14 protein-coding genes are annotated in these 12,890 nt (G+C 55.9%); all 14 read right to left on the bottom strand.

What is annotated here, in order from left to right:
* Positions 1-2 precede the first annotated feature (2 nt).
* Entirely contained in the window at positions 3-782 is a 780-nt protein-coding gene (gene pilW, locus FHR99_RS00930; protein WP_183408670.1) for a type IV pilus biogenesis/stability protein PilW, read from the bottom strand.
* Complete coding sequence (gene rlmN, locus FHR99_RS00925; RefSeq protein ID WP_183408668.1) at positions 779-1,945, bottom strand: dual-specificity RNA methyltransferase RlmN; 1,167 nt, start codon at positions 1,943-1,945, stop codon at positions 779-781. The genes pilW and rlmN overlap by 4 nt, the downstream gene beginning before the upstream one ends.
* 13 nt (positions 1,946-1,958) lie before the next feature.
* Positions 1,959-2,387, bottom strand: a complete 429-nt coding sequence (gene ndk / locus FHR99_RS00920; RefSeq protein WP_183408666.1) for a nucleoside-diphosphate kinase — start codon at positions 2,385-2,387, stop codon at positions 1,959-1,961.
* Positions 2,388-2,536: 149 nt separating this feature from the next.
* Positions 2,537-3,694 (bottom strand): IscS subfamily cysteine desulfurase, encoded by a 1,158-nt coding sequence (locus tag FHR99_RS00915; RefSeq protein WP_183408664.1) that lies wholly within the window; start codon positions 3,692-3,694, stop codon positions 2,537-2,539.
* 30 nt (positions 3,695-3,724) lie between these two features.
* The gene (gene iscR / locus FHR99_RS00910) at positions 3,725-4,195 is read right to left on the bottom strand and encodes a Fe-S cluster assembly transcriptional regulator IscR (RefSeq protein WP_183408661.1); all 471 of its coding nucleotides are present in this window, start codon (positions 4,193-4,195) and stop codon (positions 3,725-3,727) included.
* Positions 4,196-4,247: 52 nt separating this feature from the next.
* The gene (gene trmJ, locus FHR99_RS00905) at positions 4,248-5,006 is read right to left on the bottom strand and encodes a tRNA (cytosine(32)/uridine(32)-2'-O)-methyltransferase TrmJ (RefSeq protein ID WP_183408659.1); all 759 of its coding nucleotides are present in this window, start codon (positions 5,004-5,006) and stop codon (positions 4,248-4,250) included.
* Positions 5,003-5,431, bottom strand: coding sequence for a SufE family protein (locus tag FHR99_RS00900; RefSeq protein ID WP_425488590.1), 429 nt, complete (start codon positions 5,429-5,431; stop codon positions 5,003-5,005). The genes trmJ and FHR99_RS00900 overlap by 4 nt, the downstream gene beginning before the upstream one ends.
* The gene (gene sufT, locus FHR99_RS00895) at positions 5,431-5,964 is read right to left on the bottom strand and encodes a putative Fe-S cluster assembly protein SufT (RefSeq protein ID WP_183408657.1); all 534 of its coding nucleotides are present in this window, start codon (positions 5,962-5,964) and stop codon (positions 5,431-5,433) included. Before sufT ends, FHR99_RS00900 begins: the two co-directional genes overlap by 1 nt.
* Positions 5,965-5,978: 14 nt before the next feature.
* The gene (locus tag FHR99_RS00890; RefSeq protein ID WP_183408655.1) at positions 5,979-6,332 is read right to left on the bottom strand and encodes a HesB/IscA family protein; all 354 of its coding nucleotides are present in this window, start codon (positions 6,330-6,332) and stop codon (positions 5,979-5,981) included.
* A gap of 23 nt (positions 6,333-6,355) precedes the next feature.
* On the bottom strand, positions 6,356-7,600 hold the full coding sequence (locus tag FHR99_RS00885) for an aminotransferase class V-fold PLP-dependent enzyme (RefSeq protein WP_246386427.1): 1,245 nt from the start codon (positions 7,598-7,600) through the stop codon (positions 6,356-6,358).
* On the bottom strand, positions 7,597-8,904 hold the full coding sequence (sufD, locus tag FHR99_RS00880; RefSeq protein WP_183408654.1) for a Fe-S cluster assembly protein SufD: 1,308 nt from the start codon (positions 8,902-8,904) through the stop codon (positions 7,597-7,599). Before sufD ends, FHR99_RS00885 begins: the two co-directional genes overlap by 4 nt.
* Positions 8,904-9,653, bottom strand: coding sequence for a Fe-S cluster assembly ATPase SufC (gene sufC / locus FHR99_RS00875; RefSeq protein WP_183408653.1), 750 nt, complete (start codon positions 9,651-9,653; stop codon positions 8,904-8,906). The genes sufD and sufC overlap by 1 nt, the downstream gene beginning before the upstream one ends.
* A 60-nt stretch (positions 9,654-9,713) precedes the next feature.
* Positions 9,714-11,162, bottom strand: a complete 1,449-nt coding sequence (sufB, locus tag FHR99_RS00870; RefSeq protein ID WP_183408652.1) for a Fe-S cluster assembly protein SufB — start codon at positions 11,160-11,162, stop codon at positions 9,714-9,716.
* A gap of 161 nt (positions 11,163-11,323) precedes the next feature.
* On the bottom strand, positions 11,324-12,862 hold the full coding sequence (locus FHR99_RS00865; RefSeq protein WP_246386426.1) for a cytochrome-c peroxidase: 1,539 nt from the start codon (positions 12,860-12,862) through the stop codon (positions 11,324-11,326).
* Positions 12,863-12,890 lie beyond the last annotated feature (28 nt).

The following is a 12,890-nucleotide window of genomic DNA, read 5'->3' as shown; positions in this document are numbered from 1 at the left end:
TGTCAGGGCTGCCGCTGTTCTATGTAGGCGCGGTACTCCAGATACTCTCTCGATTTCGGGTACAGGTTCTTCAATGCCAAGGCATAACTTGCGTGGGTATTCTTGTCGCCAAAACTGTCGGCCAGTTTAATACCCAGTAGCAAGCTGGCCGCACTCTGAGTCTTGGCGTGTTTCAGGTATTCGTCGTAGAAAGCCTGCGCCTTGGGCAGATTGCCCAGCTGATAATGCGTGCGCGCAAGTCCAAACAGGGCCGCTGTCGACTGCTTGTCCATCAAGAAGGCTCGACGGAAAGTCTTGGCCGCTTCTTCCGTTCTATCCAGTTGTTCGTAGCAGCGCGCCAGATTCACAAAGGCATTCATACGGCCTTCGTACAACACGTCTTCCGTCACCAGCTCAAATTCGTTGGCTGCTTCACTGTAGCGCTCCATCCCAAACAGAAAGGCGGCATAGTTGTTACGCACACGGGTGTTGTCCGCACCGTAGCGCAACGCTTTGCGGTAGTGTTCTTCGGCGAGCTCAAGTTCACCGGTGTTCTGAAAAACCAGCGCCAGACCTTCGTGTGCCTCAACGTTTTTGGGATCGGTATCAATGGCGTAGCGCAAATGACGCTTTGCCGACTCCCACTCTCCCCGGCTGATATAACTGCGAGCAAGCTGCGATGAAAGTTCCAACGCCCGCGCCTCGTCTTTCTTTTCCTTGTAGGGCGATTCCGTCGTTGTCACACAAGCAGCCAGCAATACAAGGGCCATCAGCCCCGTCAGTAAGCGAAAGCACGTCTTCATTTCTCATTCACCACATTTATTATTTGTGCTTCGGAAGTTTCACGACGCTGCAGGTGGCGCGCATTGCGACGGGTCCTGTCGACCACTTCGCCCGCCAGCTGCCCGCAGGCCGCGTCGATATCATCACCGCGCGTGGTTCGCACAGTAGTTACAAAATCTGCCTTGGTCAAAATTTCCCAGAAACGGCGGGTGGCATTTTTGCTCGGCCGCGAGTAATCCGAGAGTGAAAACGGATTAAAGGGAATCAGGTTGATCTTGCAGGGAAAGTCTTTCAGCAATGCCGCCAGCTCGTGGGCGTGCTCGGGCTGATCATTGACGCCGGAAATCAGCGTGTATTCCACCGTCACTACCCGGTGAATATCGGGCTGGCAATCAATGTAATGGCGACAGGCTTCCAGCAACTCTGCAATGGGGTAGCGCTTGTTGATCGGCACCAGCTCATTGCGCAATGCATCGTTAGGCGCATGCAGGGAAACGGCCAGCGAGACCTGTGACACTTTCGCGAGTTCGTAGAGCTTGGGCACCACGCCGGAGGTACTCAAGGTCACGCGACGCTTGGACAGACCGTAACCGAAGTCGTCCATCATCAGGTCGGTGGCTGCCACCACGTTGTCGAAGTTCAGCAGCGGCTCGCCCATGCCCATCATCACCACATTGGTAACGATGCGTTTTTTAGCGCCAAAACCATCATAGGATTTGATGGCCTGCCATACCTGACCAATGATCTCAGCGGCGGTCAGATCGCGCTGAAAGCCCTGTTTGCCGGTGGAACAGAAACTGCAGTCGAGGCTGCAGCCGACCTGCGACGACACACACAAGGTGGCGCGATCGCCGTCGGGGATCAACACGGTTTCCACCACGTTTCCGCCACCGACGCCGATAGCCCATTTGCGGGTACCGTCTTTGGAATCCAGTTGGCGCAGAATCTCCGGCGGGCGGATTTCTGCGACCTCTTTGAGTTTGGCGCGCAGCGCCTTGCCCATATCTGTCATCTGCTCAAAGTCATCCACACCGCGGTGATGCATCCACTTGAGCAGTTGCTGAGCGCGAAAGGGTTTCTCGCCCAGCGACACCATGAAACCTGCGAGCTGGGCACGGGTCATCCCCAGTAGGTTGACCGGTTGCGCCGCGGCGGTGCTTGTCGGGCTCACAGATTCACTCATGGGTTAATGCAGCTCAATCGCGCTCGCAGATCTCGCTTGTGGCGAAAAAGTATGCAATTTCGCGCTCGGCAGAAGCCGGAGAGTCAGAACCGTGGGCTGCGTTAGCGTCGATAGACTCAGCAAAGTCAGCGCGGATGGTGCCGGGCTCAGCTTCTTTCGGGTTGGTCGCGCCCATCAGCTCGCGGTTTTTGGCAATGGCGTTCTCGCCTTCCAGCACTTGAACGGTCACCGGGCCAGAGGTCATGAAGTCAACCAGGGCGGGGAAGAACGGACGGCCTTTGTGCTCGGCGTAGAAACCTTCGGCCTGAGTGCGGCTCAGGCGCAGCATCTTGGCAGCAACAATGCGCAGACCGGCTTTTTCAAAGCGGCTGTAAATCTCGCCAACTACATTTTTTGCTACCGCATCGGGTTTCACAATGGAAAGAGTACGTTCCACAGCCATCAGTCAATTTCTCCAATAAAAACAAAGTATTTAAAAAAACCAGCGGAAGCCGCTGGTTCGTTCACAAAATCCGCTAATTATAAGCTTATCTGAGTGAAATGAATATGCCGCGACCCCGCGAATGGCGGGAAGTCAGACGATGAATGGGGCTACCCAGCCTGCCGCTGGGCGCCGCGCAGTCGATTAACGGCTTCGACCACCTGAGTAGCAGCCTGTTCCAGCTCCTCAGCCGTGGTGTAACGACCGAAACTGAAGCGCACCGAGCTCAAGGCCAGCTTCTCTTCCACGCCGATGGCGCGCAGTACGTAACTGGGCTCCAGCGTCGCCGAAGCACAGGCTGATCCCGTTGAGACCGCCAGATTACGCAGTGACATCAACAGGGATTCACCATCTACCTCGGCAAAACTGACATTGGCGATACCGGGCCAGCCGTCGCCATTCACCGTCACACCTTCCAATGCCTGCAAGGGCGCGAGAAACTGCTGACGAAGTGCTGTCAGGCGCTGCTGCTCAGCCTCCAAGGTATCGGCCGCCAGCGCACAGGCTTCGCCCAAACCTACAACCTGGTGCGTCGGGAGGGTTCCCGAGCGCATACCCCGCTCGTGACCACCGCCGTGCATCTGAATCGCTAATTGGCACTGGCTGCGACGGCGCACATAGAGCGCACCGATGCCTTTCGGGCCGTAGCATTTGTGGGCAGAGATGGACATCAGATCCACCGAAAGCTCCGCCAGATTCAGCGGAAGCTTGCCGACACTTTGAGCCGCGTCCACATGAAAAAACGCCTGGTGATCTTTCAGTACCTCACCGATGGCCGCTAGATCATTGATGGAACCCAGCTCGTTATTCACGTGCATCAGACTGACCAGAATCGTATTGTCGCGCAGCGCAGCGGCAACGGCTTCCGGTGCAATCACGCCGCTGGCGTCGGCATCCAGATAGGTAATCTCAAAGCCTTTGCCCGCCAGATATTCGCAGGTATCCAGCACGGCCTTGTGTTCAATTCGCGAGGTGATGATATGGCGACCGCGCTCGGCATAGGCTTCAGCCACGCCTTTGATGGCGAGGTTATCGGCTTCGGTCGCGCCCGAGGTCCAGACGATTTCGCGGCTATCCGCGCCAATGAGGTCAGCGACCTGTCGACGGGCATTTTCTACCGCCTCTTCGGCCTTCCAGCCAAGCAGATGGGAGCGTGATGCCGGATTGCCAAAATTGCCTTCCAGAGTAAGGCAGGCGGCCATCTTCTCGGCGACGCGGGGGTCTACCGGCGTGGTGGCAGCGTAGTCGAGGTAAATTGGAGACTGCATAACTCAATCAAACCCTTCTTGTTTCAGCCATCAATCAACCATGGTCATGGCGATCTGATCGGCTTCGCGATGATTCTGGCGCGTCGCGATCTGCTGAATTTCGCGGCGCTCGACCAGACTGGCCAGACTGATGCCACTTAAAAAGGTATGAATCTGATCGCTCAAGTCACTCCACAGATGGTGGGTCAAACAGACCTCTCCTTCCTGACAGTTGGCCTCACCGGAACAGTTGGTGGCGTCCACGCTTTCATCTACTGCGTCGATAATGTCAGCCACAAAGGTATTTTCGGTGGGCTGATCCAGACAGTAACCACCACCGGGGCCGCGAATGCTTTTTACCAGACCGCGGCGGCGCAATTTGGCGAACAACTGCTCCAGATAAGACAGGGAAATATGCTGTCGCGAAGAAATTTCAGACAGGCTGACCGGCCCCTGACCACTGTGCAGAGCCAGATCGAGCATGGCGGTCACCGCATAGCGGCCTTTTGTGGTCAATCGCATTTCTCTATGACCTCCCCTTACGCGGGTTCTGCGCGCAAGCTGTCCGAATCCATTAGTTCCGCTCGTCCGTCGCAAGCTTCTGCTGACGGATTTGATACTGCGTGGCAGTCAAAATGCCGCGCAGAATATTCACTTCCATCTCGTCCGGTCGCGCCCGGGTATACAGACGCTGCAGACGGGTCATCAACTGCTTGGGCGCATCAGCTCGCAGAAAGCCCAACTCCGTCAGGGTTTCCTCAAGATGCACGATATAACGTGCCAAAGCGTCCGCCGTTGCTGGCGGCTGGTCCCACTCTTCCAGCGGGTTGCTGCTGAGCTGGCCATCCAGTGCCGTCATGCGCAACTCGTAACACAGCACCTGCACCGCCATCGCCAGATTCAACGAGCTGTACTCTTCGTTAGCGGGAATGTTGACGTGCAAGTTGCACAGCTGCAGTTCTTCATTGGTGAGCCCGCGATCTTCGCGGCCAAACACCAAAGCCACTTTGTGTTTTGAGGCTTCACCGTAGGCCTGCTTGGCGCAATTGCGCGGATCGAGTAGCGGCCAGGGAATGCGACGGCCACGGGCACTGGTACCAATCACCAACCCGCAGTCGGCAATCGCCTCTTCCAGAGTTTCAAACACTTTCGCACTGTCGAGCACGTCGGTGGCATTGGATGCCCGCCAGGTCGCTTCGTCGTGGGGAAACTTCTTCGGCGACACCAGCGCCAGATCACTGACACACATATTTTTCATGGCGCGCGCCACCGCCCCGATATTGCCGGGGTGAGAGGTGTTCACCAGAACGATGCGAATATTGTCGAGGCTCACGCCGGCTCTCCCGCAATCTCGCGAATACGCTGGACCATTGCGCGCAAACCGTTGCCGCGGGTCGGGCTCAAGTGGCGCAGTAAGTCGAGTTGTTCAAAATACTGTTCAATATCAAAGGCCAGAATGTCATCGGCGGCCTTGTTGTTGTAGGCCGCGAGAATCACCCCCAGCAACCCCTTAACAATAAAGGCGTCGCTGTCGGCCTGAAATTCAAAGGTCTCGCCCTGCTGTTCAGTTTCCAGCCAGACCTGACTCTGGCAACCGCGAATCAGCCGATCTTCGGTTTTCAACTCGTCCGGCATTGCCGGCAGTTCCTTGCCTAGATCGATAATGTACTTGTAGCGGTCTTCCCAGCTGTCAAAAAAACCGAGGGTATCGACAATATCTTCTGCCGAAATACTGCGACCAAAAGGGTTGGCACTCATCAGTAAAACATCCCCGTTTCGAGCTGGGCTTCTTCCGACATCATCTCCCGGCTCCAGGGTGGGTCGAATACCAATTCCACTTGCACCGTTTTCACATTCGGCACTTGCGCCACGCGGTACTCCACGTCACCCACCAGCACCGGGCCCATGCCGCAACCGGGTGCGGTCAGGGTCATTTCGATGTACACGCTTTTATCGGCTTGCTCGATCTCAACCTTGTAAATCAAACCGAGATTCACCAGATCCACCGGAATTTCCGGGTCAAATACGGTACGCAATGCGTCCCACACCTGCTCTTCGAGAATGTCATCGCCGTCGGGCTGTTCGAATTCCAGCACTTCCGGTTCCAGACCCAACGCCGCCGCATCAGTGCCATCTACCCGCACCATATTGCCGTTGTAGGTCACCGTGTAGTTGCCACCCAAGGCTTGGGTGATGGTGACAAAGTTATCCTTGGGAATCGTAATCGGCGTGCCCACCGGCACAATCCGCCCCGGACAATCGGTGACCGTTGTCACCATTCTGCGTTCCATGTGTTTTCTCTACCCTAGCCGACGTTAAAGCTTTCGCCGCAACCGCATTCATCAGACACATTCGGGTTGATGAATTTCAGGGTGCGATTCAGCCCTTCGCGGGTGTAATCAATCTGGGTGCCGCGCATCATGCCCATGGCATCGGAGGCGACGAACAGCTTGACGCCGTTATCCAGCGCAATGGCGATATCATCTGCTTCTTTCTGCTCGACAATATCGATCACGTATTTGTAGCCGGTGCAGCCGCTTTCCTTGACTGACAAACGAATAGCACCGTCAGACTTTTCCGACAGCTGCTTGCGAAAGTGCTCCTGCGCCGCTTCCGTGACGCTGAGCGCCTGCTCGGGAGAAAAGGATTCAACACTCATAACTCACTCCAACCAATTCAGACTCAGAGCAAAAAAGTTTTGGCTTTTTCGAGACCGGCAAACAGCGCATCTACATCCTCACGGGTGTTGTAGAGCGCAAACGACGCTCGCACGGTGCCGGGAATACCAAACTGTTTCATGATGGGCTGGGCGCAGTGATCACCGGTGCGAACCGCAATACCCTGCTGATCCAGCAACATGCCCACATCTGCCGGGTGTACGCCTTCCAGCAAAAAGGAAAAGGCACCGGCAATGGTTTTGGCGCAGCCGATACGCTTTAGACCCTCAAAACCTGCCGCCCGTTCATGGGCGTATTGCATCAGCGCGGTCTCGTGGGCCGCCAAGGCCGCCCGATCAATGCCCTGCAGATAATCCACCGCCGCTGCCAAGCCGACCGCACCGCCAATGTTTGGGGTGCCGGCTTCAAATTTAAAAGGCAGCTCATTAAAGGTAGTGCCGTCAAAGCTGACGGTTTTAATCATTTCACCACCACCGTGGTAAGGCGGCATTTGCTCGAGCAATGCTTCCTTGCCATACAGCACACCGGTGCCGGTGGGGCCATACATCTTGTGACCTGAGAAAGCGTAAAAATCGCAATCCAGTGCCTGCACATCCACGTCAAAGTGCGGCACGCCCTGAGCGCCATCAATCAGAATTTTGGCGCCTGCATCATGGGCAAGCTGAATCATTTCGCGGATAGGATTCACGGTGCCCAGCGCATTGGATACATGCCCGACCGCTACCAGCTTTACGCGCTCATCCAGCAAGGCTTTATACGCATCGAGTTCGACTTCACCGTTTTCCGAGACCGGAATCGCGACCACTTCCGCACCGCAGGTCTGTGCGGCCAGTTGCCAGGGCACAATATTGGAATGGTGCTCCATGGCCGACACCAGAATCCTGTCGCCCTCCTTGAGCACACTGCGCGCATAGCTACTGGCCACCAGATTGATACTCTCGGTGGTGCCGCGCGTCCACAGCACTTCCTTGCTGCTGCCGGCATTCAGAAACTGAACAACTTTCTTACGGGCATCTTCAAAGGCGACCGTGGCACGATCACTCAGCGCGTGCGCTCCGCGATGCACATTGGAATTGTCACGGCTGTAGTAATTCGACAGCGCATCAATGACCGCCTGCGGCTTCTGCGTGGTCGCCGCATTGTCGAGGTAAATCAACGGCTGGCCATTAACCTCCTGCTGCAGAGCAGGAAAGTCTGCGCGCAAGGTCTTCGCATCAAAACCGGTCATGGTAGCTGCCGCCACGCTCATGCCGACGCCCTCGCCCGATCAAATTTTTTCTCGAACAATTCGGAAACCAGCGGCGTCAGGTAATCGCGCACGGGAACGTGAGCCAACTGCTCCAGCAATTCATTGATAAAACCAAAACTGAGCATGATTTCTGCGCGCTCGCGATCCACACCGCGGCTTTGCAGGTAATACAGGGCTTTCTCTTCCAGCTGGGCAATGGTTGCACCGTGGCTGCATTTCACATCGTCGGCGTAGATTTCCAGCTCGGGTTTGGTATCCACTTCGGCATTATGGCTGGTCAGCAGGTTCTTGTTGCTGAGATCCGCCACGGTTTTCTGGGCATCCTGATGAATATGGATGCGACCGTTGAACACGGCCTTGCCGTGGTCGCCAATAATGCCGCGAAACACTTCGTGGGTGGTGCAGTTGGGCACCGCGTGTTCGATGCAGGTGTGAAAATCTACCGTGTGCTTGTGATTCGGTAGATAGATGCCGTTCAGACCACAATGCGCACCCTCGCCGCGATGATTTACTACCACATCGGTACGCTGCAGGTTGGCACCCAGGCTCATCATGAAACTGTTCAGCGTGGCGTCCCGCTCCAGATTCACGTGAACGCCGCCGATGTGCAGGGTATTCTCTTCTTCCAGATGCAGGTGGTAATGGGTCAGACGGGCATTGGCATCCAGTTGCAGCTCGGTTATGGCGTTAGTAAAGCAGTTCTGGGCTTCTTCTGTACTGCTGAAATGTTCGACCACCGTCGCTTCAGCAGAAGATTCCACATGCACCAGCAGGCGCTGGTTAACCGCAAAATTTTCCGCTTCCGGCGTGGTGATGTGGTGAATATAAATGGGCTGCTTTACGTGAGCGTTTTTTGCCACGTGCAGATAAACCCCTTCCTGCAACCAGCTATCATTCAAAGCCGCAAACAGGTGTTTCTCGCTGTCAGCAATGCTGCCCAGCTTCGCCAGAATGGCCTGCTGCTGGCTCTCATTCGCCTGTGAAAAACGCACCACTTCCACGCTTTCCGGCAAATTATTGCAGGACAGGCTTTCCGCGAACACACCATTCACGAAAATCAGGGCGCAGGCATCCAGACCTTCGATAGCATCCACCTGTTCGGACAGCTCGGCGCCTTTGGCTTGGGGCCAGCGCAAATAGCTGCCGTCGGCTAGCGCCTGCAGGCTGGTGTACTTCCAGTTTTCAGTTTTCCGGGTCGGAAATGGAGTGACCTTCCAGCGCTCGCGACCGCGCTGATTAAAGTCGGCCAGCCAGTTCAGCCCGGCTGGCGTCAGTTCCGCCGCCTGTTGGGTAAACGCTGCCATTACGCGACCTCTTTGGTGATCCAGCCGTAGCCTTTTTCTTCCAGCTCAAGGGCCAGAGAACGATCGCCGGATTTGATGATCTTGCCACCGGAAAGAACGTGGACAAAGTCAGGCTTGATATAGTCAAGTAGGCGCTGATAGTGCGTGACCAGCACGATGGCGCGATCTTCACTGCGCATCGCATTAACGCCTTCGGCAACGACCTGCAGAGCATCGATATCCAGACCGGAGTCGGTTTCATCCATGATGCACAGCTTGGGTTCGAGCAGCATCATCTGCATCAGTTCGTTACGCTTTTTCTCACCGCCAGAGAAACCTTCGTTCACACCTCGCTTGAGAAACTGATCGTCCAGATTCACGGCCTTGCACTTCTCGCGGGCCAGCTTCATAAACTGAACGGAATCGATCGGCTCCATGCCACGGTGCTCACGCACGGCATCGACGGCCGTTTTCAGAAATTCCATATTGCTGACACCGGGGATTTCGACTGGGTATTGGAACGCGAGAAACAAACCTTCACGCGAACGCTCCTCGATATCCATGTCAAGCAGGTTCTTGCCATCAAAATCGACCGAACCGGCGGTAGCCTCATAGTTTTCACGACCCGCCAGCACATGGCCCAGCGTACTTTTACCGGAACCGTTGGGGCCCATAATGGCGTGCACTTCGCCCGCCTTCACTTCCAGGCTGAGGCCCTTGAGGATTTCCTTGTCGCCGACGTTGGCGCGCAGATCTTTGATAGACAACATTGACTGATACTCTCCAGAATTTCTCTGGCCCGGATTTGTCTGCCGGACCTTTATAAACCGTTAACCTACCGAGCCTTCCAGGCTCACTTCCAGCAGCTTGCCGGCCTCAACCGCAAACTCCATGGGCAATTCCTTGAATACTTCCTTACAGAAGCCATTCACAATCAGTGATACGGCTTTTTCCGCATCCAACCCACGCTGCTGACAGAGGTAGAGCTGATCGTCGCTGACCTTGGACGTGGTTGCTTCGTGCTCTACCACCGCGCTGGGGTTACGGCTTTCGATGTAGGGGAAGGTATGGGCACCGCAGCGATCACCGATCAACAGCGAATCACACTGGGTGTAGTTCCGGGCACCTTCGGCGCGCTGACTCATACGTACCAGACCGCGGTAGGCGTTTTGACTTTGACCAGCAGAAATACCCTTGGAGATGATGGTTGAGCGGGTGTTCTTGCCCATGTGAATCATCTTGGTGCCGGTATCGGCCTGCTGGAAATTATTGGTCAGCGCGACGGAGTAAAACTCACCCACGCTGTTATCCCCACGCAGCACCACGCTGGGATACTTCCAGGTCACTGCTGAGCCGGTTTCCACTTGGGTCCAGGAAATCTTGGCGTTGTCGTGGCAAACACCGCGCTTGGTCACGAAGTTGTAGATACCGCCCTTGCCTTCCTTGTCACCCGGGTACCAGTTCTGCACGGTGGAGTATTTGATCTGCGCATCGCCCAGCGCCACCAGCTCAACCACGGCGGCGTGCAGCTGGTTCTCATCACGCATGGGCGCGGTACAGCCTTCGAGGTAGCTCACATAGCTGCCCTCGTCGGCAATGATCAGGGTGCGCTCAAACTGGCCGGTTTTGGCTTCGTTAATGCGGAAGTAGGTGGAAAGCTCCATCGGGCAACGCACGCCCTTGGGGATATACACAAAGGAGCCATCGCTGAAGACCGCGCTGTTCAGAGCCGCGTAGAAGTTGTCCTTGCGCGGTACCACCGAGCCCAGATACTTCTTCACCAACTCCGGGTATTCGTGAACCGCCTCGGAGATCGAGCAGAAAATCACGCCCGCTTCTTTCAGCTTGCTGCGGAAAGTGGTGGCAACGGAAACCGAGTCAAACACCGCATCGACCGCCACACCCGCCAGCATCTCCTGCTCGTGCAGGGGAATACCCAGCTTTTCATAAGTGCGCAGCAGCTCGGGGTCAACCTCGTCGAGGCTTTTCGGCTTGTCAGCCATGCTCTTCGGCGCGGAAAAATAGGACAGCGCCTGAAAATCGACCTTGGGATAACGCACGTGGGCCCACTCGGGCTCGGTCATTTCCTGCCAGCCGCGGTAAGCCTCCAGACGCCAGTCCAGCATCCACTCGGGCTCACCTTTCTTGCCGGAAATAAAGCGGATGACGTCTTCATCCAGCCCCGGCGGGAGGGTATCGGACTCTACCGAGGTGTAAAAACCTGCTTCATAGTCGTTCTTCAGCAGGTTATCAATTTGGGCCTGTTCGCCTTGTGACATAGTCCTGGACTCGAAATACTTTGAGAAATCAAATAACTACACCATCCAGAACACTGGGCACCGCTACGCAAAACAAGCGCGGAATGCCCCACTGGAGGGGGGCATATTGTGTCAAAACCCAGTAAATTACTCAACTATTTCGAGAGATAGATCACCGCTGTCTAAAGCGGCGCGCCCTGCGCATCCACCGCTGCCAATTGCTGGTCATCGGGCCCACCATCACGGGGAGGAATCCACTGCTGGATACAGTCAGCATCGGCAGCACAGCGATCCGTCAAGGTATTCAGAAAGGCCACCAGATCGGCGATATCCTGCTCGCTTAAATCCACCGCAGGAAACTTGCTCATAGCCCCAGAGCGTTCGCGAGCAAGCTCATCGAGCGCCAGCTCGGAGTTGGCGCGGGCATTCGGGAAGTGACTGCTGCACTGCGCATCGCCCTCAAACTGGGGGAGCGAGCACCAGCCTCCCCCATCAAAGTATCGATTAACCTCCGCCACAGGATCATTGTAGTGACGCACCACTGCTTCCAGTGTGGCGTAAGCCCCCGCATGCCCATAAGGGGCCGTGAGCGCAATATTCAACAAAGTCGGCGTGCGAAACCGGTAGCGATCTTCAGACTGTCCGGATTCTCTCATGCGACCAAAATCATCATCTCCGTGTGCCCCGTCCCCTTTACCGACACCGATTTGGGGGAAGGCAACAATATGATGACCTTCGTCGGTAAAGAAATCGCCGCTATGACAGGCCGAGCAATTGGCTCCGCCTTGGTCGCTCGATGTAAAAAAGAGTATCGCCCCGCGTTTGGCAGAGTCGCTAATGGCGGACACATCCCCGCGAACATAGTCATTCCATGGTATGTCGACAAAGGTCTGGGAGCGTTCATATTCCGCCAGGGCGAGGGCAATATTGTCGTAGGTGATAAGCTCTTCTGCCGGGGCAGAACTCTGAAATGCCGTTTGAAACTCGCCAAGCCATTCATTGCGCGCCAGCTCTCCAGCACCCGCACCGTAGTCGCCAATTCGCGCAGCCAGCAAATCACGGCAGCTGTCGTTGTTACCGTGCGGGTCAAACTCGCCTCGCATCTCCTCTTTCGAGGTGATAGGAAAACGGGCCTGAGCGACCGTCAGATTTTGTCCGGCATAGGGATCAACCACACCAAACGGACTGTCCGGTGTTCTGATTGCCGCCCCCTCACCATTGGGACCGCTGCTTTGCGGTGTTAAATTTTCTACTCGGGAATCGTGAAACAAGCTCCGATCCCACAGCGCAATGTTAAAGGTCGTCGGTGCATTCCTTGGCACCAGTGGGGCACCCTCTCGAGGTTTTCTACCCACGCCCAATACATCTGGATTCTCCGCTCCCACACCCACAGAAAGCGAAAGATTATCGCCACCACCCAGTGCGGGATGATGGCAGGTCACACACGCCGAGTCGAAATCACCACCGAGGCTTTTACTGAAGAAAAGGCGCATACCCAGTTGCGCCAAAGGATCTTCAATGCCCGGCAACCCGCGGCCGGCTGCGGGATTCCCGCTCAGGTGATTGATCAAGGGGCGCAATTGCTCATCAAGCGCGCTGTTTCCAACTGGCGCTGTAGATAAAGCACTGGGGCTATTGCTGTCATCGGCGCGACAGCCTAGTAGCATCAGTACTGCGGGCACCAGCAACAAATAGTGTTTCACACATGTTTTCGCAGCCAAGGTGAGGCTCTCCGTGCTGTTGTTTCAC

The sequence above is a fragment of the Litorivivens lipolytica genome, from assembly GCF_014191715.1.
Classification (GTDB): Bacteria; Pseudomonadota; Gammaproteobacteria; order Pseudomonadales; family Spongiibacteraceae; genus Litorivivens; species Litorivivens lipolytica.
This window is presented reverse-complemented; position numbering and strand designations above follow the sequence as displayed.

Coding starts and splice junctions, on each gene's coding strand:
- pilW (WP_183408670.1), bottom strand. CDS start 782: ATGAAGACGTGCTTTCGCTTACTGACGGGGCTGATGGCCCTTGTATTG.
- rlmN (WP_183408668.1), bottom strand. CDS start 1,945: ATGAGTGAATCTGTGAGCCCGACAAGCACCGCCGCGGCGCAACCGGTC.
- ndk (WP_183408666.1), bottom strand. CDS start 2,387: ATGGCTGTGGAACGTACTCTTTCCATTGTGAAACCCGATGCGGTAGCA.
- FHR99_RS00915 (WP_183408664.1), bottom strand. CDS start 3,694: ATGCAGTCTCCAATTTACCTCGACTACGCTGCCACCACGCCGGTAGAC.
- iscR (WP_183408661.1), bottom strand. CDS start 4,195: ATGCGATTGACCACAAAAGGCCGCTATGCGGTGACCGCCATGCTCGAT.
- FHR99_RS00900 (WP_425488590.1), bottom strand. CDS start 5,431: ATGAGTGCCAACCCTTTTGGTCGCAGTATTTCGGCAGAAGATATTGTC.
- sufT (WP_183408657.1), bottom strand. CDS start 5,964: ATGGAACGCAGAATGGTGACAACGGTCACCGATTGTCCGGGGCGGATT.
- FHR99_RS00890 (WP_183408655.1), bottom strand. CDS start 6,332: ATGAGTGTTGAATCCTTTTCTCCCGAGCAGGCGCTCAGCGTCACGGAA.
- FHR99_RS00885 (WP_246386427.1), bottom strand. CDS start 7,600: ATGAGCGTGGCGGCAGCTACCATGACCGGTTTTGATGCGAAGACCTTG.
- sufD (WP_183408654.1), bottom strand. CDS start 8,904: ATGGCAGCGTTTACCCAACAGGCGGCGGAACTGACGCCAGCCGGGCTG.
- sufC (WP_183408653.1), bottom strand. CDS start 9,653: ATGTTGTCTATCAAAGATCTGCGCGCCAACGTCGGCGACAAGGAAATC.
- sufB (WP_183408652.1), bottom strand. CDS start 11,162: ATGTCACAAGGCGAACAGGCCCAAATTGATAACCTGCTGAAGAACGAC.